Annotated in this window: 12 protein-coding genes and 1 pseudogene; 8 read left to right on the plus strand and 5 right to left on the minus strand. The window is 48.3% G+C overall.

The genetic code is table 11. The features are described 5' to 3' along the window. Positions 1-265: 265 nt before the first annotated feature. Positions 266-11,833, plus strand: coding sequence for a BapA/Bap/LapF family large adhesin (locus ACT6PV_RS04845; RefSeq protein ID WP_445115327.1), 11,568 nt, complete (start codon positions 266-268; stop codon positions 11,831-11,833). A gap of 495 nt (positions 11,834-12,328) precedes the next feature. Here ACT6PV_RS04845 and ACT6PV_RS04850 read toward each other — a convergent pair whose 3' ends face one another. After that, positions 12,329-13,105, minus strand: coding sequence for a DeoR/GlpR family DNA-binding transcription regulator (locus ACT6PV_RS04850; protein WP_445115328.1), 777 nt, complete (start codon positions 13,103-13,105; stop codon positions 12,329-12,331). 212 nt (positions 13,106-13,317) lie between these two features. On the opposite strand from ACT6PV_RS04850, the gene ACT6PV_RS04855 reads away from it, so the two are divergent. Continuing rightward, positions 13,318-14,661 carry an aspartate aminotransferase family protein gene (locus ACT6PV_RS04855; RefSeq protein WP_445115329.1) on the plus strand — a complete coding sequence of 448 codons (1,344 nt, stop codon included), beginning with the start codon at positions 13,318-13,320 and terminating at the stop codon, positions 14,659-14,661. Positions 14,662-14,701: 40 nt separating this feature from the next. Here the strand turns inward: ACT6PV_RS04855 and qhpR are convergent, their stop codons facing one another. Beyond that, entirely contained in the window at positions 14,702-15,736 is a 1,035-nt protein-coding gene (gene qhpR, locus ACT6PV_RS04860) for an AraC-like transcriptional regulator QhpR (RefSeq protein ID WP_445115330.1), read from the minus strand. Positions 15,737-15,859: 123 nt separating this feature from the next. Next, positions 15,860-16,861, minus strand: a complete 1,002-nt coding sequence (locus ACT6PV_RS04865; RefSeq protein ID WP_445115331.1) for a phosphotransferase enzyme family protein — start codon at positions 16,859-16,861, stop codon at positions 15,860-15,862. A 215-nt stretch (positions 16,862-17,076) separates the two neighbouring features. Between ACT6PV_RS04865 and eat the strand changes: the two genes are divergently transcribed. The 6 genes and pseudogenes from eat to ACT6PV_RS04895 all read left to right on the plus strand — a co-directional run bounded on the left by eat (position 17,077) and on the right by ACT6PV_RS04895 (position 22,470). Then, on the plus strand, positions 17,077-18,480 hold the full coding sequence (eat, locus tag ACT6PV_RS04870) for an ethanolamine permease (RefSeq protein WP_445117036.1): 1,404 nt from the start codon (positions 17,077-17,079) through the stop codon (positions 18,478-18,480). Between the two features lie 246 nt (positions 18,481-18,726). After that, on the plus strand, positions 18,727-19,173 hold the full coding sequence (locus ACT6PV_RS04875) for a PAAR domain-containing protein (protein ID WP_445115332.1): 447 nt from the start codon (positions 18,727-18,729) through the stop codon (positions 19,171-19,173). Further along, positions 19,166-19,436 (plus strand): annotated as a pseudogene (locus tag ACT6PV_RS04880) (PAAR domain-containing protein); the annotation flags it as partial. The gene ACT6PV_RS04875 and the pseudogene ACT6PV_RS04880, both read left to right, overlap by 8 nt. 847 nt (positions 19,437-20,283) lie before the next feature. Continuing rightward, positions 20,284-20,928, plus strand: a complete 645-nt coding sequence (locus ACT6PV_RS04885) for a hypothetical protein (RefSeq protein WP_445115333.1) — start codon at positions 20,284-20,286, stop codon at positions 20,926-20,928. Positions 20,929-21,095: 167 nt separating this feature from the next. Next, a protein-coding gene (locus tag ACT6PV_RS04890) for an IS3 family transposase (protein WP_445115334.1) occupies positions 21,096-22,204 on the plus strand; the annotation gives its coding sequence in 2 pieces (ribosomal slippage) (positions 21,096-21,348 and positions 21,348-22,204; 1,110 coding nt in all). 29 nt (positions 22,205-22,233) lie between these two features. After that, the gene (locus ACT6PV_RS04895) at positions 22,234-22,470 is read left to right on the plus strand and encodes a hypothetical protein (protein WP_445115335.1); all 237 of its coding nucleotides are present in this window, start codon (positions 22,234-22,236) and stop codon (positions 22,468-22,470) included. Between the two features lie 709 nt (positions 22,471-23,179). On the opposite strand, the gene ACT6PV_RS04900 is transcribed toward ACT6PV_RS04895, so the two are convergent. Both ACT6PV_RS04900 and ACT6PV_RS04905 read right to left on the minus strand, forming a co-directional pair. Further along, positions 23,180-24,255, minus strand: a protein-coding gene (locus tag ACT6PV_RS04900) for an IS3 family transposase (RefSeq protein ID WP_445114685.1) whose coding sequence is annotated in 2 segments (ribosomal slippage) — positions 23,180-24,003 and positions 24,003-24,255 — 1,077 coding nt in all. Because the reading frame shifts where the segments join, the coding sequence is not laid out codon by codon here. Between the two features lie 464 nt (positions 24,256-24,719). Further along, positions 24,720-25,976 (minus strand): MFS transporter, encoded by a 1,257-nt coding sequence (locus ACT6PV_RS04905; protein WP_445115336.1) that lies wholly within the window; start codon positions 25,974-25,976, stop codon positions 24,720-24,722. Positions 25,977-25,986: the final 10 nt, after the last annotated feature.

Consider the following 25,986-nt stretch of genomic DNA (forward strand, 5'->3'; position numbering starts at 1 on the left):
TTATTTCCTGTTTGATCCAGATTTTGATTTTCTATTCTGAAAATATTATATGACACTGTAAATCAGCAAGAAGATTGATTTATAAGGAGTCGTTGAAATATTTTGTTTGAAGTTACAAGTTCACCTAATTTCTTATTAAAAATAAGCATTTATTTTTCACAATGAATATGGCTAATATAATCTATAAGTTTTTTTAATCAGACGTACAGAACAAAAGCATAACAAGTTAATTTCATTGAAAATAGCCGTAAGGTGGAGAGTATTCATGTCACAAATACAAATTATTGCCAAGGATAGTCATCAGGTCCTTGCAACAACCACAAATAACTCAGCAACGCTGTCTGAACCTTCCGTCGTGGTCGTCAATGTGCCGGTTGCAGATGTTCAGGAGGTCGTTAGGGATGGTTCCAATGCAGTCATTCATTTAAAGAATGGCGAAGTGATTACCATCGAGAACTTTTTTAGTGATACCGGACCTGTAACAAATAGCCTGGTCTTTCAGGACGCAGCAGGTAAATTGCAATTGGCACAGTTTACTGATGCTCAGGGTGCTGCACTGGATGCAATCTCCTATCAGCCTATAGAATCAATCAATCCACTTCTGTACCATGAAGCATCATCCATCAGCCCGTGGGCATGGGCTGCGATTCCTTTGGTTGCTGGAGGGATTGCAGCAGCTGCCAGTCATGACAGCAGCAGTGATAAATCACCAGCTCAGCCGCCAGTGGATACCACCCCACCACCAGCGCCATCCGGGGTAACTATTAGTCCGGATGGTACCCAGGTGATCGGTACGGCTGAGCCCGGCAGTACAGTGACGGTGAGGGATAAGGATGGTAATCCGATCGCGACATCGACAGTGGGTGCAGATGGTAACTTTACGGCGCCGCTGGACAAGCCGCTGACCAATGGTGAAACAGTCAGCGTCGGCGTGACTGATCCAGCCGGTCATACATCTCCTGCAGTTACAGTCACCGCACCGGACAGTACAGCCCCTGCGGCTCCATCTGATGTTACAGTGAGCCCGGATGGGACTCAGGTGACCGGTAAGGGTGAGCCGGGCAGTACAGTGACGGTCAGGGATAAGGATGGTAATCCGATCGCGACGGTGACAGTGGGTGCGGATGGTAACTTTACGGCGCCGCTGGACAAGCCACTGACCAATGGTGAAACAGTCAGCGTTGGCGTGACTGATCCAGCGGGTCATACATCTCCTGCGGTTACAGTCACCGCACCGGATACTACAGCCCCTGCGGCACCGACGGATCTTGCGGTGAGTCCGGATGGAACTCAGGTGATCGGCAAGGGTGAGCCCGGCAGTACAGTAACGGTGAGGGATAAGGACGGCAATCCGATCGCGACAGCGACAGTGGGTGCAGATGGCAGCTTTACAGCGCCGCTGGACAAGCCGCTGACCAATGGTGAAGAAGTCAGGGCTGTTCTAACGGATGCAGCGGGCAATACTTCACCGGAAACAAGTGCAACGGCACAGGATACTACAGCCCCTGCGGCCCCGTCTGATGTTACAGTGAGCCCGGATGGGACTCAGGTGACCGGTAAGGGTGAGCCCGGCAGTACAGTAACGGTGAGGGATAAGGACGGCAATCCGATCGCGACAGCGACAGTGGGTGCAGATGGCAGCTTTACAGCGCCGCTGGACAAGCCACTGACCAATGGTGAAACAGTCAGCGTGGGCGTGACTGATCCAGCCGGTCATACATCTCCTGCGGTTACAGTCACCGCACCGGATACTACAGCCCCTGCGGCCCCGTCTGATGTTACAGTGAGTCCGGATGGGACTCAGGTGACCGGCAAGGGTGAGCCCGGCAGTACAGTGACGGTCAGGGATAAGGATGGTAATCCGATTGCCACGGCAACCGTGGGTGCAGATGGTAACTTCACGGCGCCGCTGGACAAGTCATTGACCAATGGTGAACAGATCAGTGTGATACAGACAGACCCGGCGAATAATGTCTCCTCTGCGGTTACAGTAACTGCACCGGACAGTACAGCCCCTGCGGCCCCGTCTGATGTTACAGTGAGTCCGGATGGGACTCAGGTGACCGGTAAGGGTGAACCGGGTGATACGGTGACCATTCGTGATAAGGACGGCAATCCGATCGCGACAGCGACAGTGGGTGCAGATGGTAACTTTACGGCACCGCTGGACAAGCCGCTGACCAATGGTGAACAGATCAGTGCAGTCCAGCGGGATGCAGCGAATAATACTTCCCCGGAAACAACCGCGACTGCACCGGTGCTGACCAATCCAGACAGTACGCCACCGCCGGCACCGTCTGATGTTGCAGTCAGTACGGACGGGACAACAGTCACTGGTAAGGGTGAGCCGGGTGCGGCAGTGACCATCAGTGATAAGGATGGTAACCCGATCGGTACTGCGACAGTCGGTGCAGATGGTAACTTTACGGCACTGCTGGAAAAGCCACTGACCAATGGGGAGCAAATCAGGGCTGTACAGACAGATAATGCCGGTAACAGTTCACCGTCAGTCTCTGCATTGGCGCCGGACAGCACAGCCCCTGCGGCACCGTCTGATGTTAGCGTGAGCCCGGATGGAACTCAGGTGACCGGCAAGGGTGAGCCCGGCAGTACAGTGATAGTCAGGGATCAGGATGGTAATCCGATTGCCACGGCAACCGTGGGTGCAGATGGCAGCTTTACGGCGCCGCTGGACAAGCCACTGACCAATGGCGAGGAAATCAGGGCTGTACAGACAGATAATGCCGGTAACAGTTCACCGTCAGTCTCTGCACTGGCGCCGGACAGCACAGCCCCTGCGGCACCGTCTGATGTTAGCGTGAGCCCGGATGGAACTCAGGTGACCGGCAAGGGTGAGCCCGGCAGTACAGTGATAGTCAGGGATCAGGATGGTAATCCGATTGCCACGGCAACCGTGGGTGCAGATGGCAGCTTTACGGCGCCGCTGGACAAGCCACTGACCAATGGTGAACAGATCAGTGTGATACAGACGGACCCGGCGAATAATGTCTCCTCTGCGACAACAGTAACTGCACCGGACATTACAGCGCCTGCGGCACCAACTGATGTTGCAGTGAGTCCGGATGGTACTCAGGTGACCGGTAAGGGGGTGCCTGGAAATACAGTCACCATCAGTGATAAGGATGGTAACCCGATCGGTACTGCGACAGTCGGTGCAGATGGCAGTTTTGCTTTACCCCTGACTACACCATTGACCAATGGTGAAGAAGTAAAAGCGCTACAAACGGACATCGTTGGTAACAATTCGCCTGCAGTGACTGCAACCGCACCGGACAGTACAGCGCCTGCGGCACCAACTGATGTTGCAGTGAGTCCGGATGGTACTCAGGTGACCGGTAAGGGTGAGCCGGGTGCTACAGTCACCATCAATGACCAGAATGGCAATCCGATTGCCACGGCAACCGTGGCCGCCGATGGCACTTTCACGGCACCACTGGCGACACCATTGACCAATGGTGAACATATCAGTGCAGTCCAGCGGGATGCAGCAAATAATACTTCCCCGGAAACAACCGCGACTGCACCGGTGCTGACCAATCCAGACAGTACGCCACCGCCGGCACCGTCTGATGTTAGCGTGAGCCCGGATGGAACTCAGGTGACCGGTAAGGGTGAGCCAGGTGCGGCAGTGACCATCAGTGATAAGGATGGTAACCCGATTGGTACTGCGACAGTGGGTGCAGATGGCACTTTCACAGCACCACTGGCGACACCATTAACCAATGGGGAGCAAATCAGGGCTGTACAGACAGATACTGCCGGTAACAGTTCACCGTCAGTCTCTGCATTGGCGCCGGACAGCACAGCGCCTGCGGCACCAACTGATGTTACAGTGAGCCCGGATGGAACTCAGGTGACCGGTAAGGGTGAACCGGGTGATACGGTGACCATCCGTGATAAGGATGGTAACCCGATTGCTACGGCAACCGTGGCTGCCGATGGAACATTCACTGCACCACTGGCGACACCATTGACCAATGGTGAAGAAGTCAGGGCTGTTCTAACGGATGCAGCGGGCAATACTTCACCGGAAACAAGTGCAACGGCACAGGATACTACTGCACCGCTGACACCGTCTGATGTCGTGATCAGCCCGGATGGCAGTAAAGTCACCGGTAAGGGTGAGCCGGGTGCTGAAGTTATCATCAGTGACCAGAATGGGAATCCGATTACTACGGCGACAGTCGGTGCAGATGGAACGTTTAGTGCAGATTTAACGACACCGTTGATCAATGGCGAACATATCGGCGTCGTGCAGAAGGATGCAGCCAATAATACTTCTCCGGAAGCAACTGCGACTGCACCGGTACTGACCAATCCGGATACCACACCACCATCGGCTTTGACGGATGTTGCGGTGAGTGGGGACGGCAGTCAGGTCAGCGGTAAGGGTGAACCGGGCAATACCGTGACCATTACGGATAAGAATGGTAACGCGATCGGCACGGCAGTTGTGGGTGCAGATGGCAGCTTTACTGCGCCATTGGCGACACCATTGACCAATGGTGAAGAGGTCAGAGCAGCTCAGAAAGATGAAGCAGGCAATAGTTCGCCTTCGGTCTCTGCACTGGCACCGGATACCACAGCACCTGTGGCACCGACCGATGTTGCGGTGAGTGCGGATGGTACCCAGGTGACCGGTAAGGGTGAACCTGGCAGTACAGTAACAATCAGTGACCATAACGGAACACCAATTGCAACAGGCACCGTAGGACCTGATGGAACTTTCAGTGCAAGCCTGGTCCCACCATTGACCAATGGTGAAGAAGTCAGAACAGTTTTAAGGGATGCGGCAGGCAATGGTTCTGCTGAAACAACTGCGACTGCACCGGTGCTGACCAACCCGGATACTACAGCACCTGCAGCCCCGACCGATGTTGCGGTGGGCGGGGATGGTGCGCAGGTGACCGGTAAGGGTGAACCGGGTGCTACAGTCACTGTCAGTGATAAGGATGGTAACCCGATCGGCACGGCAGTTGTGGGTGCAGATGGCAGCTTTACAGCACCTCTGACCACGCCATTGACCAATGGTGAAGAAGTTAAAGTTATTCAGAAAGATGCTACCGGTAACAGTTCACCTTCAGTCTCTGCACTGGCGCCGGATACCACAGCGCCTGAGGCACCGACTGATCTTGCAGTAAGTGCAGACGGTACCCAGGTGACCGGTAAGGGTGAACCGGGCGATACGGTGACCATTACGGATAAGGATGGTAATACATTGGGCAGTGCAACAGTTGCTGCCGATGGCACTTTTACTGCACCACTGGCGACCCCGTTGACCAATGGTGAAGAAGTCAGTGCAGTTCAGCGGGATACCGCCAACAATACGTCGCCGGCAGCCACTGCCACAGCGCCGGACAGCACAGCGCCTGCGGCACCGACGGATCTTGCAGTGAGTGCAGATGGGGTCCAGGTGACCGGTAAGGGTGAACCTGGCAGTACAGTGACTGTAACAGATAAAGATGGTAACCCGATTGCTACGGCAACAGTTGCTGCCGATGGGACATTCACTGCACCATTGAGCACGCCATTGACCAATGGCGAGGAAATCAGGGCTGTGCAGAAGGATGCAGCCAATAATACGTCACCGGAAGCCACCACCAATGCACCGGATACGACTGCCCCTGCGGCACCGACCGACGTTGCGGTGAGTGGGGACGGGACTCAGGTGACCGGTAAGGGTGAACCGGGTGCCATAGTCACTATTAATGATCAGAATGGTAATCCGATTGCCACGGCAACCGTGGCAGCAGACGGAACCTTTACCGCACCACTGACCACACCATTGACTAATGGCGAACATATCAGTGCAATACAGAAGGATGCAGCCAACAATACGTCTCCTGAAGCCACGGCCACTGCACCGGTACTGACCAATCCAGACACGACTGCACCGCCTGCACTGACTGAAGTTACAGTGAGTGGAGATGGGGCCCAGGTCACCGGTAAAGGTGAGCCGGGTACGACAGTGACCATCAGTGACAAGAATGGCAACCCGATTGGCACAGCAACTGTGGCAGCAGACGGGACCTTTACTGCAGCATTGGTGACACCATTGACCAATGGTGAGGAAGTCAGGGCGGTTCAGGCAGATACTGCCGGTAATAGTTCACCTTCAGTCTCTGCATTGGCGCCGGACAGCACAGCGCCTGCGGCACCAACTGATGTTGCAGTAAGTAGTGACGGAACTGAGGTGACCGGTAAGGGTGAACCGGGCAGTACAGTAACAGTGACAGATAAGGATGGTAATCCGATTGCCACCGCGACAGTCGCGGCCGATGGTACTTTTAGTGCACCGTTGACCACACCACTGACCAATGGTGAAGAAGTGAAGGTTGTACAGAAGGATGCAGCCAACAATACCTCAGCGGAAGCTACCACCAATGCATCGGATACGACTGCACCTGCGGCACTGACTGATCTTGCAGTGAGTCCGGACGGAACTCAGGTCACCGGTAAGGGTGAGCCGGGTGCCACAGTGACCATCAGTGACAAGGACGGTAACCCGATCGGTACTGCGACAGTGGCAGCTGGCGGTGCTTTTGTTACAGCATTGGCGACACCATTGACCAATGGTGAAGAAGTCAGGGCTGTGCAGAAGGATGCAGCCAATAATACCTCATCGGAAGCGACCACCAATGCACCGGATACGACTGCCCCTGCGGCACCGACCGACGTTGCGGTGAGTGGGGACGGTACGCAGGTGACCGGTAAGGGTGAACCGGGTGCGACAGTCACCATTAATGATCAGAATGGTAATCCGATTGCGACCGCAACCGTGGCAGCAGACGGAACCTTTACCGCACCACTGACCACACCATTGACCAATGGTGAACATATCAGTGCAGTCCAGCAGGATGCCGCCAACAATACGTCTCCTGAAGCCACGGCCACTGCACCGGTACTGACCAATCCGGACACGACTGCACCGCCTGCACTGACTGAAGTCGCAGTAAGTGCAGATGGGGCCCAGGTGACTGGTAAGGGTGAGCCGGGTGCTACAGTGACCATCAGTGATAAGGATGGCAACCCGATTGCTACGGCAACCGTGGCTGCTGACGGTAGCTTTACTGCAGCATTGGCGACACCATTGACCAATGGTGAGGAAGTCAGGGCTGTGCAGACAGATACTGCCGGTAACAGCTCGCCTTCAGTCTCTGCATTGGCACCGGATACCACAGCGCCTGCGGCACCAACTGATGTTGCGGTGAGTGCGGATGGTACCCAGGTGACCGGTAAGGGTGAGCCGGGTGCGACAGTGACCATCAGTGATAAGGATGGCAATCCGATCGCGACAGCGACAGTGGCTGCCGATGGTACTTTTAGTGCACCGCTGAGCACGCCATTGACCAATGGTGAGGAAGTGAAGGCTGTGCAGAAAGATGCAGCCAATAATACGTCGCCAGAAGCGACCACCAATGCACCGGATACCACAGCCCCTGCAGCACCGACTGATCTTACAGTGAGTGCAGATGGGACTCAGGTCACCGGTAAGGGTGAGCCAGGTACGACAGTAACGCTCCATGATAAGAATGGTAATGAACTGGGAACTGCAACAGTAGGTGCAGACGGAACCTTTAGTGTAACGCCGGAAGCTCCACTGGTGAATGGTGAAGAAGTGTTTGCCGTTCTGAAAGACGCAGCCAATAACGAATCACCAGAAGCTGTGACGACTGCACCGGTACTGACCAATCCGGATACCACCCCGCCTGCGGCGCTGACTGAAGTTGCGGTGAGTGGGGACGGTACGCAGGTGACCGGTAAGGGTGAACCAGGTGCGACAGTGACCATCAGTGACAAGGATGGTAACCCGATTGGCACGGCAACCGTAGCAGCAGATGGCAGTTTTACTGCACCGCTGGCGACTCCGCTGACCAACGGCGAGGAAATCAGAGCCGTGCAGAAAGATGCAACGGGTAACAGCTCGCCTTCAGTCTCTGCACTGGCACCGGATACCACAGCGCCTACAGCACCGACGGATCTTGCAGTGAGCGCAGACGGTACGCAGGTGACCGGTAAGGGCGAACCGGGTGCCACAGTGACTGTCAGTGATAAGGACGGTAATCCAATCGGTACTGCGACAGCAGATGCGAACGGTAATTTCACGGTTGGCCTTGCATTTCCATTGACCAACGGTGAAGAAGTCAGGGCTGTGCAGAAGGATGCAGCCAATAATACCTCACCGGAAGCGACTACCAATGCACCGGATAGTACAGCGCCTGCGGCACCGACGGATCTTGCGGTGAGTCCGGATGGAACTCAGGTGACCGGTAAGGGAGAGCCGGGCGATACGGTCACCATCAGCGACAAGGATGGTAATCCGATTGGTACGGCAACCGTAGCAGCAGATGGCAGCTTTACTGTGCCTCTGACCACACCACTGACCAATGGTGAAGAAGTCAGGGCTGTGCAGACGGATGCAGCCAATAATACCTCACCGGAAGCGACCACCAAGGCACCGGATACCACACCTCCTGCAGCACCGACTGATCTTGCAGTGAGCGCAGACGGTACGCAGGTGACCGGTAAGGGTGAGCCGGGCGATACGGTCACCATCAGTGACAAGGATGGTAACCCGATTGCCACCGCGACAGTCGCGGCCGATGGTACTTTTAGTGCACCGTTGACCACACCGCTGACCAATGGTGAAGAAGTGAAGGCTGTGCAGAAGGATGCAGCCAACAATACCTCAGCGGAAGCGACCACCAATGCACCGGATAGCACAGCGCCTGCAGCACCGACTGATCTTGCGGTGAGTGGTGATGGAACTCAGGTGACCGGTAAGGGTGAACCGGGTGCCACAGTTACTATTAATGATCAGAATGGTAATCCGATTGCCACGGCAACTGTGGCAGCAGACGGTACCTTCACTGCACCATTGGCGACACCACTGACCAACGGTGAACAGGTCAGGGCCGTGCAGACGGATGCGGCCAATAACAACTCACCGGAAACCACTGCCACTGCACCGGATACGACTGCGCCTGCAGCACCGACGGATCTTGCAGTGAGTGGTGACGGTACGCAGGTGACCGGTAAGGGTGAGCCGGGTGCGACAGTCACCATCAGTGACCAGAATGGCAATCCGATTGCGACCGCAACTGTGGCTGCTGACGGTAGCTTTACAGCACCGTTGACCACACCACTGACCAATGGTGAACATATCAGTGCCGTGCAGAAGGATGCAGCCAATAACACTTCTGCTGAGGCTACTGCCACTGCACCGGTTCTGACCAATCCGGATACCACGCCACCGCCTGCACTGACTGATGTTGCAGTGAGTGGAGATGGTACTCAGGTGACCGGTAAGGGTGAACCGGGTGCGACAGTCACCATCAGTGACAAAAATGGTAACCCAATTGCCACGGCAACCGTGGCAGCTGATGGCAGCTTTACTGCGCCATTGGCGACACCATTGACCAATGGCGAGGAAGTCAGGGCAGTTCAGACAGATGCGGCCGGTAACGGTTCGCCTTCAGTCTCTGCATTGGCGCCGGATACCACAGCACCTGCGGCACCAACTGATCTTGTAGTCAGTGAAGATGGTACCCAGGTGACCGGTAAGGGTGAGCCTGGCAGTACAGTGACGGTGAATGATAAGGATGGTAATCCAATCGGAACCGGTACAGTCGGCCCGGATGGTACTTTTACAGTGGGCCTTACAAATCCGCTGAGCAGTGGTGCCGAAGCTCAGGTGGCACTGACTGATGCCAGTGGCAATAAATCACCGGAAACCATTGTACATGCACCGGAAAAACTGGTGGCTCATGACGATCTTGCCGTGCTTGACGCAAAAGTTGATCCTGTGGAAAGTGCTGTTCCGGGGCAAAGTAAAACTTCAGCGGTTTATCCTTCATTTGTCGGGCTGAGTCTTGACACGACCTGGGCTGCCAATAATGCGCTGACGGTTGATGTACCGCAGGGAACACTGGAAAATTTTAAAATCAATATCAGCGGGCTCTATACAGGTCTGGGGACAATTACTCTGGGACTTGATATTCTCCGAATGAATGAAAATACCGGTACCTTTGAAATATATAAACATATTTCCAACGCCGGGCAGGCGGTGGCACTTGCAATCGGGTTCTATACAGGAAGCACGAATATTACCGATTTACCGCAGGGTAAATATGCAATTGTACTGTCAAATGGCCAGGGTCTGAACTTTACCGGTCTGGGCTTCCCGACACTGACAATTCCAGCCGGTGGCGTGGCAACGGATTATGGCGAAACTGTGGCCAAGGGTAATGTGATTGTACCTGTGGCACCGGGTGATGTAGCGGATGTTGACCCTGAAAATCAGGCATTGACCGTCACTCAGGTTCAGTCAGAGACAGGACAGACCCTGGCGGTGAATCAGTCTGTAACCGGTTTCCAGAAAATCGATGGTGCATACGGAACACTGTATATCGATAAAAATGGTAACTATGAATATATCCGTAATCCAAAGGATCTGCACACGATTGGTAAGGTGGACACCTTTACCTATACCATTCAGGACCCTGATGGTCATACTTCAACGGCTAATCTGAACATTCATATTGATAGTTCACAGGTGGATATCACCTGGCCTGCAGATCCAACTCAGGATGGTACGGTTCATCTGGTTGCTGTCAATAACAGTAATGATGCTCAGGTGGATTATACCAACCGTGTTGAAACACGGGCTGTGGATACAGGTTCAATGGCTGCGTCGGTGACACGTACGGGTAGTATATTCAGTGGTTTTACCATGAACCGGGCTGCAGGTGCAGATACATCGGACACGATTACTGTGGATAAAAATGCTTCGGCAGTGTTGTCCATTAAAATCACATCCACGCAGGGCAGTACTGCCAATGGAGACAGTTTCGGTTATATTGTGCAGCAGTTCGAAGGTGGGGTGTGGAAAAGTGTCTATACTGCGCCGACTAAAGTGTATAGTTACAATATATTGTCGGGTGCCAACGTCGTCATTGTGGATGATACCTACACAATTCCTGCTGCAGCAGCCAGTAGTCAGTGGCGTGTTGTGTTCAGCAGCACTGAAAGCAATGAAATTTTCCTTGTCAATGGAACCAACAGTACCACGGTACAGACTTCTGTACAGCCGGTCCTGACCCATAATGATCAGTTCACTGCCTCCGGTACATTTACAGCTGCGTCAGGAAACCTGATGACTGATGACAATGGTGCAGGTAAGGATACGATCGGCGGCACCGGTACCAGGGTGTTCATTGAGAATCCACAGGGTGTCTTTGTTGAAGCAACCGGTCAGACGCTGGCCTATAGTACCGGCGGTTTAAAAATTTCTGCTGATGGCAGTTATACCTTTACACCGAATGCCGGTGCAGACGGTAAGACAGAAGCGATTTTCAACTATAAGCTGGTTGCAGCCAATGGTGACGAAAGCAATGTGGCAATTCTGACCATGCATCTGGGACAGCACTTTAATACAGGGACTGGCAATGATTTTGTAACCAGTACAGCGGGTAATGATGCTTATACCACTGGAGCCGGAGCAGATACGGTCATATTCAGTCTGTTGAATGCAACTAATGCTGCAGGTGGAAATGGTAAGGATCACTGGACTGATTTCAAACTTGCAGAAGGTGATAAGGTTGATGTGACAGCCTTGCTGACAAGCCAGACTGTTAATAATGCCAATATCGGTCAATTTGTTACGGTCACTAAAGTGGGGGCCGATACAGTACTCAGTATTGACAGGGATGGCAGCAGTGGTACCACCTATAATCCGACCGAGTTACTGGTATTGCATAATACCGATACAATGCTGGATCAACTGGTGCAGAACCATCAGCTGTTATTCTGATTTGACTGTTAAAACTGTTGGATAGAAAGGAAGAAGGTCTCAGGACCTTCTTTTTTTATGACTGCTTTTATGAAGATCATTTCTGTCTTGTCCTGAATCAGGCAGACACGTTTCAGTGTTGCATTAACAGTGTGCTGGCAGGCCTGAAAAACTGATCTGAATCAAATCATTCAAATGTGACTTTGATCAGTCATTCTCAAACTTTAAAATCTGTAGAGATCTGGCAATTTTCTGATTGATGACCGGGTTTAATCGTTGCTGTGGGCATAGACTACATATTGCCCCAGTGCGATAAAATCCAACTGAGGATACTGGGCTTTCATCCATGTTTAAATGTTGCAATCCCTTCATGTAGAAATGGGGGGAGCTGTGTTTGATCAGATTTAAATCATCAGATCAATATTTGATTCATCATGTAAAAAACTAAAAATTCAGCGTTCCAGGCCTGTTTATCTGCATGGTGCTGCACAAAGAGTGTTGCCCGGTGCTGGATGTTTAAGCAATGACCAGGTCCGGGAAACTGTGCCGGTATTCTGAAGCTGCAATCTGTGCAGTGGCCCGGCTGTCGGTAATCAGGGTGGAAATGTCCTGCACGCTGGCATAGCGGACACGACTGATGACATCCAGTTTACTGTGATCTGCAAGAATCATGGTGTACCGGCTTTGTCTGATCATGGCCTGTGCAATGGCGGCTTCTTCACTATAAAAACTGCTTGCACCATATTCAGCAGAGACACCGACGGGAGAAAGCAGCGCAATATCTGCATGATAGCGATGGATCTCTGCAATCACCAGATCGCCCTGAGTCTGCGGTCGTTGCTGAACCCGGCCGCCCAGTAAAATGATGTCATGCTTCAGTGAATCCGGCTCTGTTGCCATGCTGAGATTCAGGACTGCCTGAAGACTATTGGTGATGATGGTTAAACCGGACAGGCTGCGCAGCTCCTCTGCCAGAATGGCAGTAGTGCTGCCCGAATCAATAAATAAGCTCTGACCGGCGGTCAAACGGGAAACAGCGGCTCTGGCTATGGCCCGTTTTTCCCGGGCATACCGGGTAGATCGGACATTCAGCGGCGCCTCCGTGGCGGGATTGTTTACCGAGACCATGCCTCCGTGGACCCGTCGGGCCACCCCCATGACCTGCAGTTCAATCATATCGCGGCGTGCTGTTTCCCGGGAAATATTTAATTCTGTCATGATCCGTTCAGTACTGATCTGTTGTAACTGGGTCAGTAATACCTGAATACGATGTAAACGCTCTTGCTGCAGCATAAGCAATTTCCCGGACATAAAAAATGCTGGATTAAAATAACACTGGATCGGGAGATATTACCTGTAAAAGACGAAAAAGCGAATATAGGTATGTATAAAAAAGTATTTGTGTATTTTATTGTGATTAATGCAAAAGCTGACTATGATCAGAACATACAGAAGAATCATCAAAATGATCTGCTGCCGGATCAGACAGAGCTGAGGATTGAAGCATGACAACACGTTCAACCATTATGGATACCAACAGTTTCCGTGCGGAACATGCCGAAGCGCTGGATGCAGGAACCCGCGAACTCACGGATAAACGCAGCAGGGTCTTAGGTGAATCCTATCGGTTGTTTTATCGGAATCCGGTACATCTGGTGAAAGGGGAAGGGCAATATTTATGGGATGCCGCCGGACATAAATATCTGGATGTGTATAACAACGTGGCCAGTATTGGGCATTGTCATCCCGCAGTCATCAACGCAGTGCATGAGCAGATGCAAATGCTGAATACGCATACCCGTTATCTGCATGAAGGCATTCTGAATTACAGCGAGGCATTGCTGCAGACCACACCGCACGAAATTGACCGTGCCATGTATATGTGTACCGGCTCAGAAGCCAATGACCTGGCGATCCGTATTGCCCGGGAGTACAGTGGCGGTACGGGAATTATTGTGTCGCGGGAAGCTTATCATGGCACCAGCGCCCTGACTTCAGGCTGTTCACCGGCATTGGGTGCAGGACAGGCGCTGGCTGAAACCACCCGTCTGGTTGCGGCGCCGGATGCGTACCGGGTGGATGCTGTTGATCTGGGGATATGGTTTGCTGAGCAGATCCAGCAGCAGATTGATGACATGAAGGCACATGGCATTAAATTTGCCGGTTTGCTGGCGGATTCCATTTTTTCATCTGATGGTGTTATGCCCGGGCCGGTGGGTTTTCTGAAACAAGCTGTGGATGTGGTACATGCCAATGGCGGTATTTTTATTGCTGATGAAGTCCAGCCGGGTTTTGCACGTACCGGGGATGCCTTCTGGGGTTTTGGGCGTCATGACGTGGTCCCGGATGTGATTACCACAGGCAAACCCATGGGGAATGGTATTCCGGTCTCGGGATTACTGGCAAAAAGCCATGTACTGGCTGCATTCAGTGATCAGATTCCATATTTCAATACCTTTGGTGGCAATCCGGTTGCCATGGCTGCAGCACAGGCAGTGCTGAACGTGATTCAGGAAGAACAGTTACAGGCGCACAGTCAGCGGGTGGGGGCGCAGCTCCAGTCGGAATTAATCCAGTTAATGAACCGACATGCCTGTATTGGTGATGTACGCGGTGCAGGGCTGTTTATTGGATTTGAAATTGTGAAGGACCGCTCTACCCGGACGCCTGATCAATTGCTGGCATTAGATCTGATTGAAGAATTGAGAAATCAGCACCGTGTTCTGACTTCCGTGGCCGGTCCATATGGTAATGTGCTGAAACTTCGTCCACCGCTGGCGTTCCAGCAACAGGATATTGACTGGCTGGTGGGAGCGCTTGATCAGTCCCTGACCCGACTCGGTGCCTGAGCGACAGCAGCGTTGTATAAGTTGTATAAGATGGTTTTATTCAGTGGCGCAACTGGCGTGGATTGACGCCAAACCAGCGCTTAAAAGCCCGGGACAGGGCACTGACTTCTGAATATCCAAGCAGCAAAGCCATCTCTGAAATGGAGATGTTTTTCTGTCCGATATAGTGTTCAGCCAATTCACAACGCACCTGATCCACCAGCGCACTGAAATTCAGTCCTTCTGTTTTTAAACGCCGGGCCAGTACATAACTGCGCAGCCCTAAATCTGCTGCAACCTTTTCAAGCACCGGTTCACCCTCACTCAGTTCCAGCTGGATATGTGAGCGGACCTGATCGCTGAACTGCTGTGACTGCATGCTGAGATTCAACAGACGCAGACTATCCAGCATAACGGTCAGTAACAGTGGATCACTGGTGGGCATGCTGTGTTGTAAATCCTTTTTCAGCAGCACAATCGAGTTAAAAGGCTGATCAAAATATACCGATGCATTAAATAATTTACTGTGTTCCTGCCACAGTTCGGGGCGGGTATGTTCAAAATGAATTTCACGGGGAGAATAATGAGCACCCAATACTTCCCGAATGACATTCATCAACATGCCCAGGGTTAATTCAGCGTCCTGACGCCGGGTCAGAATTGCACCGTGCTGAATCTGATAATCAAGACGCCAGCATTCACCCAGGTCCACCATGCGGGTCAGCGTGTCTTTCTGGTGCAGATGAAAATATTCAGCCATATTCTGCAGGGCTGTTTCAAGGGTGGGCGAGCAAAGGCCAATATAGCCAATCAGCCCCAGTGATTTAGGCTGAAACTGTTGTCCATAATGCAGGCCAAAGTTGTCACAGCCGGATAATTCCGCAGCCTGTTCCAGCACCCGGCAATAATTGGGCAGCTGTAAACTGAGGGTTGGACTCAGTAAAAGTTCCGGGTTAATCCCACTGATGCCAAACACCCGGTCTACATCGGCGCCTTTGTTGACAATAAAGTCACTCAGTCCGGATGCTGCGGCTGATAATACGCCCTGATTGCACATACTGGCCGTCAGGTGTTGGGTTGAACTGCTCCGGATCATGTAAAACCTCATTCATGCAGGCTGAATTGCTGTATAAATGAAGCAAAATATGTACCAGGCAAATCGCGGGCCGACAAAACGCAGTGAGAGAACGGACAGGCAGTGCAGCAAAAGAACAGATAATCAGACGCCGACCGGGAGCTGGTTGTCCAGATATTTTTTACAGAGGCGGGCGGTTTCATCTGACCACCGGTCTCCCAGACTGAGTGCCATTTCAGTCTGTGCGTGTGAACCATTCCAGGCCATCATCTGAATACGGCGCTGCATGATAAAGGTCGGGATCAATCGATACTCTGCATCACTGATATGCCCCGTCTGCTCATAACCATTCAGCCAGCATTCCACCCATTCAGGGGCAGCAGCATGATGTTCATTGAAACTGATGGCAGCGGCCAGATCATGCATAAACCAGCTCATGCCACAATCATCAAAGTCAATGACACCAATGCGCTCATGTTGCAGCAATAAATTGGTCAGCCGTAAATCGGCATGAATCAGACCATAACGATCCTCCGATTTTCCAAATGCATTCAGTTCATGGCCAATATTTGCAATGGTTTCTTCCAGCAATGGATGATCTGCCCGTTTTAAATGCGGCGCGTGACGCCATTCCCCCCAGTGACCGTCTGTACCGAGCATGGTTTCATGGTTCCATATAATCCGCTGAAAATTGTCCGGTCGTTGCCAGCTTTTGCTGTGCCGATGCAACCGGGCAGTAATTTGTCCCAACTGCCGGAAAGCGGTTGGATCGACATCCACTGTTGGCATGTCACCTTCAATCCAGTTAAACAGTACGGCAAAGCGATGTATGTCATCTGTCAGTGACAGGGTCAGTACATGTTGCCCATGCATATCAGCAATAGCCTGAGGTACAGCAATGCCATATTCATTCAGGGCATGCAGCCATTGCAGTTCACTTTCAATATCCTGCCTGGAATGATAGTTGGGGCGATGAATTCTGAGTGCATATCGTGCATGTTCGGTCTGCACTGAAAAGGTGGCATTTTCTGACTGACACAGCAGGCGGACGGTGCCTCTGTATTCGGGGGGATAGAGTTGGATGGCCTGCCCGGCAAGTGATAAAAGCTGTTCAGCACTTAAAAATTCATTTTGCTGTACGGACATAAAATCCTCCCTTCGGGCTGGGTTGTCTACACATGGTGTGGTGGTGAATGATCTGATCTTATAAAAGAAAAAATGAATGAACTTGACTTCAGAAGATGGAAGCCGGGTTTTAGAGTCAAGTTTTGTGGATTCTTTTTCAGCAAGATGAACAGGATCAACCGCATGAATAAGGATTACATCACATGAAACATGCAGCGACTGACCAGAAAACCGACATGGAAAATGCCGGAACGCAGCAGGAATATTTTGCAAAACGACAATTAAAAAAGGGCGCTGTCGGCTGGTTGTTACTGGTGGGGCTGGGAGTTTCCTATGTTATTTCCGGTGATTTTGCCGGCTGGAATTTTGGCCTGGCCCAGGGTGGCTGGGGCGGATTATTCATTGCGACACTGATTGCTGCGCTGATGTATTTATGCATGAGTCTGGCGATGTCTGAAATGTCCACCATGCTACCGACTGCCGGCGGTGGTTATAGTTTTGCACGGGTGGCTTTTGGTCCATTGGGTGGGTATCTGACCGGGACCGCCATTCTCATGGAATATGCCATTGCACCTGCCGCCATTGCCGTGTTTATCGGGGCATATTGTGAATCCCTGTTTGGTATTGGCGGGTGGCTGATTTATCTGCTGTGTTATGCGGTATTTATGGCCTTGCATTTAAAGGGTGCCGGCGAAGTCCTGAAAATTATGTTTGTTATTACCGCCATTGCCTGTGTGGCGCTGGTGGTGTTCATTGTCGCCATGCTGCCACATTTTCACAGTCAGCGTCTGTTTGATATTGCTGTGAGCGAAAATACCGGTGCCAGTTCCTTTCTTCCCTTTGGTTATATTGGCATCTGGGCTGCTGTTCCCTATGCCATCTGGTTTTTTCTGGCAGTTGAAGGGGTGCCACTGGCCGCAGAAGAAGCCCGGGATCCGGTACGGGCTTTGCCCCGTGGCCTGATTGGTTCCATGATGATTCTGGCGGTATTTGCCTTGCTGATCTTATTTTTAAGTGCCGGTGCTGCAGGTTCAGATGCACTGAAAAACTCGGGTGCGCCATTGGTGGATGCTTTAATTGCCGTATACGGAAAACAAAGCGGGCTGGCAACTTTTGTTAATTTTGTGGGACTGGCCGGCCTGATTGCCAGCTTTTTTTCCATTATCTATGCATATTCACGGCAAATATTTGCGCTATCCCGTGCTGGTTATCTGCCAAAGCGTCTGTCATTGACCAATCAGAATAAGACACCGTATCTGGCCATTATTATTCCTGGAATTATCGGTTTTCTTCTGTCACTGACCGGCGAAGGCGATCTGTTGATTTTAATGGCGGTGTTCGGTGCCACCATTTCCTATGTGCTGATGATGCTGTCACATATCCGGTTGAGAATCTCCCGTCCTGAACTGCCGCGGCCCTATAAAACTCCGGGTGGCCTGCTGACCTCCGCTATTGCATTGCTGCTGTCTGTTGCTGCAGTGGTTGCCGGCTTAATGGTGAATCCCGCAATATGGTTGCTTTCCGCAGGCATTTATGTGCTGTTTATTGTTTATTTTGTGGTTTATAGCCGGCATCACCTGGTCAGGGGAACACCTGAAGATGAGTTTGCACAACTCAATGAATCACTGTCAGATGAATAATAACTAATCAATGCATAGCGGTGAATTCATGATAACGGTCAGATACAGGCAGGATGATAAGCCTGCATCTGATCTTTTTTATGGCGGGGAAATGTACATATACCGAACTTTTCAGCCAGTCTGTAATGATCCGTTACATCTGAAGTTTGCATTATGCATGTGTTAAACATATGATTTAATAAATAAAGTCATTTCCTTATAATTAATTCACTCTTTTCAGTCAGATCATCCGGAAGGGATATAAAAATGGCCAAGCCGACTTTTTTACATGAATTACCCATTGAACAATTACAGCAAATGTCAGAGGAAGATATTAAGCAGACTTTAAAAGCTGAACAACTCTATTTGGAGAATAAGCCCAGAACCGTTCACGACCTGGCGGTCAATGGTGCCAGATCCAGGGAGAGTGGCCTGGTGAAGGCATCTGTCAGCGGTTTAATCATTGACGGTTTATCCGTTGCCCGGGTCGGTGATGATGTCATTTATGCAGATGGTACAATCTCTAAAATTGTTTCAGGGGCAGGCAGCGCCTGTATTGTGAAAGGGAAGCCTGTTGCATTGGTGGGTAGCCATCTGGAAAATGGTGACGAAATTGTTGATAGTCCCAATAAATTTTTTGCTATTAATATTTTTAAAGGTGACAAAGCTCCAGAAGGTTTTTTAAAACGAGAAGAGGATGTTCAACATGGTTAAGGGTTTTGCGATTCATAATTCCATGACTACTCACGGTGGAATTATTCAGGCAACACAGCAACGTGCATCTCAAATGGGGAATTTATTTCTACGTGCAGGGGATGGTCACTACTGTCCTCAGTGTAAATGCTGGTCAACAATACAGCCAAGTCATAATCATATTATTATGTATGGTCAACCCGTAGCTTATGTTAATGATTTACTCAGTTGTGGTGCGAGAATTTTACCTCAACAATCTCATGTGGTTGGAGATAGTGGTGGTTCAAGTTTCCTTTCTTCTACTCCTATTTTTCAGCCTATTAGTTCCCAACAAAATATCAATAATAATTTAATGGATAGTAATAATGAGCTTTTGAATGGTTATTACTACAATATAGAAACAGGATTATATGAAGGGAGAATTTCTAATGGGAAAGGTAATTTAGAAGATGTATATGCTTGTAATGGAAAGAAATCAGATAGCGAATTTATCTCTCCCCAATATGCAAATATTACTCATAAAAAATTCCAAGAATGTTCAAGGGTTGTTTCACATGAATCAGGAACAGCGACCATAGAATGTATATATATTGCTTTCACTGCTAAAAATTACGCAAAACAAGTAAAAAAGGATTTACATTCATTATTAATGTCAGGCTATTCCACTATGCCCACAGGAACAAAGACCCCCTTACCAGATAAACCAAATAGTGGAAAATTAGAAGACCCTAAATATGGACTTGCACGTAAAGGTGTTTTAAAAGTTTGTCTAGGAGAGGAAGATCCTGCAGGTGGGGCAACACATTGGGATGGAACAGATTTCTTAGCATGGGGGTTAGAAAGTCCGTATAAATATAAAAATAATACAAATAAACCACATGCTAAATTTAGAGAATATAAAAAAATCATAATTCCTAAAGCAATATATGATGAATTTTTAGCTGGATCATTGAAGGAATATCCTAAAGGGCGAGTTAAATATGGTGGTATTTTTTATGAAATTCCTGCAAAAGTTTTTAAAGATAATATAAATTGGGCGAGTGGTAATTTTGAATACAACACGGGTAGCAACGTTAGTAAATCACTAACTGCTAAAGTAACAGCAGGTCATACTATTTTTTGGAAAGCAGCATGAAGTTTAAAATATTCAGTTTAATATTTATGGGTTTTTTATACATAACTATAGGACATGCAAAAACAAATAACTACTTAATTAGCAATGATGTTAAACCAAATCATAATCTTCAATTAAATGGTTCATATCCTTCAATAAAAGGAAATCAATTTAAAGAGATTAATAATTCTATTTTTAAATTTATCGCAACCAATTTTGATAGAGCAGATGAAGAGTATCCTACAGAAATCAGTTTTAAAAAGCTATTTCAGAGTAAAGATATATTAAGTTTTTCAATTAATTATAATATCAGCAACTCAACAGAAAGATACTTTAATAAGTATTACACACTGAGTCTTTCCAATAAAAAGGAGTTGAGTCTTTCAGAGTATCTTAAAGATAAAAAAACTTCTAAGTATGATGTATTGAAGAGCATAAATAGTTTCATTTCGCCGTGTCTTTCCGTAAATAAATCTCTCCCTGATTACTGTTCCGATATAACACTACAAAGTCTAATTGAAAACAATACGAAAGTTATTTATTCAGATATCTCTAGTTTTTTTATTAAAAGTAATAATGATATAGGAGTAGGAGTCGACTCTAACAAATTCACTACTACCTTTATCTATAATATAAAAAGTAAAAAAACTACTCTGAATTAATACAATAGACTTCTTGCGAAAGTATCATTTTTAATGATTTTGGATGTTAAAAAATCATAATTTATAGTTGTGAAAATTTTGACTTTTGCAAGAGCTCTTGTCGACTTCCCTTAAACTGAGACATCCATAATTGGAGTTTTCTGATTAAATAAGGTCAGGAGACAGTCATGAAGAAATCACGATTTACCGAGAGCCAAATCATCAGCATTTTGAAAGAAGCAGATGCTGGGATGAAAGTGGATGATATCTGCCGTAAGCATGGTATTGGCAATGCCACCTATTATGTCTGGAAAAGCAAATACGGCGGTATGGAGGCATCTGACGTTAAGCGCATGCGTGAGCTGGAAGAAGAAAATGCCAGACTTAAAAGGATGTTTGCGGAACTCAGTCTGGAGAACCATGCCATGAAGGAACTGTTCTCAAAAAAGGGTTGGTGACAGCAGATCAACGAGAATGCGTTCGTATTCTGGCTTCACTTGGGTTAACTGTATTACAGGCCTGTCGCCTGAGTGGACTAAGTCGAGCCAGCTATTATCGGCAAAGTACGAGCTGGCGCAAACGGGATGCTGCTGTCATTGATGCATTAAATCAGGTGTTAAAACAATCTCCCCAGTCTGGCTTTTGGAAGTGTTTTGGTCGCATACGTCGGCAGGGCTATGACTGGAATCATAAACGTGTTTATCGAGTGTACTGCCAGATGGGATTGAACTTACCCCGTCGACAGAAACGAACGTTGCCCCAGCGTATTGCACGACCACTGCAAGTGGTTGCACAAGCCAACCATCAATGGGCGCTGGATTTTATGAGTGACAGTCTGTATTGCGGTAAACGATTCCGTACCTTGAATATAGTTGATGAGGGGACTCGCGAATGTCTGGATATAGAAGTAGACACATCGTTACCGGCTGAGCGTGTTGTCAGAGTATTGGATCGACTGGCTCAACAACGTAGCTTGCCGAAGCAGCTTCGTGTTGATAATGGTCCCGAACTAATATCTGCGCGATTGCTGGACTGGTGTAAAGATCAAGGCATTGAAGTGGTGCATATACAACCTGGGAAGCCACAGCAGAATGCTTTTATTGAGCGATTTAATGGTTCGTTTAGGCGGGAGTTTCTCAATGCGTATTTGTTTGAGAATTTGACTCAGGTCAGAGAAATGGCGTGGTTATGGCGTTTGGATTATAACGAGCAAAGACCACATGAAAGTTTAGGCAATTTACCCCCTGCGGTGTACAGGGTGAAACTGGAAAACTCCAGTTTAGAAGTGTCTCAATAAATGGGAAGTGGACACTCTTCTACAAAAAAATGGAAGATATTGTCAGTTTAACTCCTGCAGGGTATGGAATGTTTTCCAAAGCAGAATATATAGGTAGGGCAGGGCAGATTTCAAATAATCGTGGTCAATTCATGATTAGTGAAAGGTTGTATATAATGATTTTTGGAAAAAATTGGAACCGGCAAGCATATAATTTATGCAGATCAGAAGGGTATCAGACGCCGAGAATAGAAGAGTTTTATAAGCAATCCGGGGATTATTATTAATGCAAAAGTTATTTTGTATAATTTTATTGGCATGTTCTATGTCATCTTGCAGTAGTGCAAAAGATACCAGGCATATTAGTGAGGCAGAGTTGGATAAACAAATAGTTCAGACTAGAATTATGGCAATTTCGAGTAATATTCAATTGGCAGGTTTTTTATATAAGGCAGCGTATAAGACTGCAGATCGGCCATCTGACATAAATGATAAACTGTTTATATATGCTTTAGATACAATCGAGTCTTTATTCAATTCTTATGACATGGGAAAATTGAACTATAGTTAGGAGATCGGAACGTATAGACTGGTTTCATCAGAAGGTATTGACTCTATGTGTATTATTAATAAATTTTTAAAAAATATAAACCACAACTAAAAAATGAAAAAATCTTAGAAATGTATGCAGATGTCTTGGCAAAGACTCTTGAATATCAAAATAACTATATTAGTATTCTTAAGGATGACCCTGATTTAATTAACGGATCACAATGCTTAAATCTTAACTGAGACAATTATGGATATTGAACGTTGTTGCATTCCTGGAAAGAGTTATTAGGCTCATATAGCAAAATATACTTTCTGGTACGGCATCAACTCTATAGTCAAAGGTATAGCCACATGTGGATTAAGGACTACATTTCCTTAAAACCGATCTCCAGGTAATACCCCCATTTTTAATTGAATTAATGGGTAGAAAATCCAAAGCCCCTGTTATTGTTTAAAAATAGGTGGACAGCCATTTACTGACATATGAGGCCGTTCATGATTATAAAAGTACTGCCAGCCAGTTGTATAGTCCTCAACTTCGCTCAGATCTCGAAATAAATACTGATTTAGACACTCATAACGTACTGTACGGTTAAATCGCTCAACATAGGCATTTTGCTGTGGATTGCCTGGCTGAGTAAATACATGCTCAATACCATGCTGATCACACCACGTTTCCATTAGCTCACTGATATATTCCGGACCATTGTCGCTTCTAATACGTTTAGGTTTACCTCGCCATTCAATCAATTGATTAAGCCCTCTCAGCACACGTTCTGCGGGTAATGAAAAATCAATCAATATATCCAGTGACTCGCGATTATAGTCATCAATCACGTTGTGTACTCGATAGCTACGCCCATCACTGAGTTGATCATGCATAAAGTCCATGGACCATGATTCATTCTTAGCTGTCGGTACTGCAAGGGATTCAGGCTGTTCCCGTTTAATGCGCCTCTTTGGCTTGATACGTAGATTAAGTTCCAATTCCTTATAAATACGATAGATACGTTTATGATTCCAACCATATCCCCTGACATTGCGAAGATACAAAAAGCAAAGTTTAAAGCCCCAGGTCTGATGGTCCCTGGTAAGCTTTATTAGCCAGTCTGCGATCACCACGTTCTGCTGCTTTAATTGAGCTGCATAGCGATAGCACGTTTGACTGACATCAAAGATCAGGCAGGCCTTACTCACAGAGACTTGATATTGCTCAACAGCTTGTTGAGCAAGTAGTTTACGTTGAGCTGGCCTCACAACTTTTTTGAAAGTGCATCCTGAAGGATATCTGTTTTAAGGCGCTCATCAGCATACATGCGTTTAAGGCGGGCATTCTCGGCTTCAAGCTCTTTCAGTCGGGTTATCATGGAATGATCCATACCGCCATATTTGCTCTTCCACTTGTAGAACGTAGCAGAGCTCATACCGTGTTCTCGGCACAAATTCGGTACCGGGGTACCTGCTTCTGCTTGTTTCAAAATACTCATGATTAAGCTGTCTGAATATTTAGATGTTTTCATGGAAAATCTCCTTAAATCAAGGGTATTCGATTTTCTACTTTTAAGTTCAATTATTTTTGGGGAGTATTACCTCCAGAGCCTCACAGATGGGAATATTCTGCTGACTGACAATATTCCTGACTTTCAGGTGCAAATCTTCTGAATATATTTTTGGCATGATAGCAGGCAATCTAATAAGGGTTTACTATTGTAGCTCAAAAAATATATCTGGCTATAATCCTCCCTAAAAATAAAAGGATGGACTATGTGTCAGCAATAAATTTATTGAAAAATATTCAAAAATCGCTGATTTTAATAAAATGCCTGATTATGCGAAAGAAAAGGAAGAAAATAGTCCATTCCATGATTTCATATGTCATACACTGAAGTAAAATCATAAGGAAAGCACCGGTAAATGGAAGTCTGAGCTTCCATTTACTGATTTTTTTGGGCGTGGTTCTGAACCAACAACCATAAATTGGTGTTTATTCAGCAACAGGTGTTGCAACCTGCTTTTTCCGTGGCGCAGTTTCAATCAGAAATAAGCTGACGATCATACCGGCAATGGTTCCGACCAGGCTGAGATAAAAGATATTCTGAATTCCGTAATGTTCGGCGACCACACCAGATAGAAATGGTGCAATACCGCCGCCAAAAATCTCACCGGCCCCGACCACCAGACCAATGGATGAAGCCACCAGGCCGATAGGCGCAGATTCAGTTGCAATCGGGCCGCTGAGTAAGGCAATCAGCCCTAAACTGAAGAATGACAAAATAAAGAGATGTGTAAACAACGTGACCACACTGGCATCTGCATTTGCAAAGAACCAGATAAAAATACTGGACCCCAGAAACCCAAGAAAACATGCAGTTTTACGACCAATCCAGTCAGAGACCGCTGGAACAAGAAATTGCCCCAGGAAGCCACCGAAGCCGATGGCAGAAACCACGATCCCCATATTCTGGGAACTCAGTTTCAGATAGTTTTCCAGATACAGTGGCACCATGGCACTGATGACGAATACACAGGACATAGTACAAAATAGCCCCAGCATGCTGAGCAGCACGTTGCGTGTTCTCAGCAACTGCCCCCAGTTGACTTTCGGTTTTTCCGCCAGACTGGCAATTTCAGCCTGCAGCAATTGTCCGCCTTGGGTATCCTGAGGTTCTTTAATAATAAAATACATGAAAACTGCCAGAATCAGCCCGGGAATGGCCACCACCCAGAAGACTTCACGCCAGGACGGCACCACCAGTAACAGTTGTGTTGCAATAATTGGCCCCAGGCCTAATCCGAATAATGCGAAACCACTTTGCTGTAAGCCCTGTAAGCTGCCCCGACGTGAAGGTTTCGCTGCAACGGCTGTGGCTGCAAAACTGGTCGGGCAAAATGCACCTTCGGACACTCCCATAATGGCACGGACAAAAATCAGACTGACCAGGCCGGTGGCTGCACCGGAAAAGCCGGAGGCCAGTGAAAAAATAATTAAGGATGGAATCAATATTTTTCGATGACCAATTTTGTCGGAAAGATTACCGGCAATAATGGCAAAAATTCCCCAGGTAATGCCCAGTGCACCAAAAATAATACCGACATCCTGATAACTTAAGGACAAATCCCTCATGATGGAGGGCAGCAATGGTGCAATAATCCAGCGATCCAATCCAACCAGTGCAAAGCCTAAGGACAGCAGTAAAACAGCTTTCCATTCATAATTGGTATTCCATTGTTTCGTATCCATTCTGTATATA

The sequence above is a fragment of the Acinetobacter sp. WZC-1 genome (genome assembly GCF_052544965.1).

Excerpts from the sequence above, each read along its gene's own strand:
- ACT6PV_RS04845 (WP_445115327.1), top strand. The coding sequence starts at position 266 with ATGTCACAAATACAAATTATTGCCAAGGATAGTCATCAGGTCCTTGCA.
- ACT6PV_RS04850 (WP_445115328.1), bottom strand. The coding sequence starts at position 13,105 with ATGCTGCAGCAAGAGCGTTTACATCGTATTCAGGTATTACTGACCCAG.
- ACT6PV_RS04855 (WP_445115329.1), top strand. The coding sequence starts at position 13,318 with ATGACAACACGTTCAACCATTATGGATACCAACAGTTTCCGTGCGGAA.
- qhpR (WP_445115330.1), bottom strand. The coding sequence starts at position 15,736 with ATGATCCGGAGCAGTTCAACCCAACACCTGACGGCCAGTATGTGCAAT.
- ACT6PV_RS04865 (WP_445115331.1), bottom strand. The coding sequence starts at position 16,861 with ATGTCCGTACAGCAAAATGAATTTTTAAGTGCTGAACAGCTTTTATCA.
- eat (WP_445117036.1), top strand. The coding sequence starts at position 17,077 with ATGGAAAATGCCGGAACGCAGCAGGAATATTTTGCAAAACGACAATTA.
- ACT6PV_RS04875 (WP_445115332.1), top strand. The coding sequence starts at position 18,727 with ATGGCCAAGCCGACTTTTTTACATGAATTACCCATTGAACAATTACAG.
- ACT6PV_RS04885 (WP_445115333.1), top strand. The coding sequence starts at position 20,284 with ATGAAGTTTAAAATATTCAGTTTAATATTTATGGGTTTTTTATACATA.
- ACT6PV_RS04895 (WP_445115335.1), top strand. The coding sequence starts at position 22,234 with ATGGAAGATATTGTCAGTTTAACTCCTGCAGGGTATGGAATGTTTTCC.
- ACT6PV_RS04905 (WP_445115336.1), bottom strand. The coding sequence starts at position 25,976 with ATGGATACGAAACAATGGAATACCAATTATGAATGGAAAGCTGTTTTA.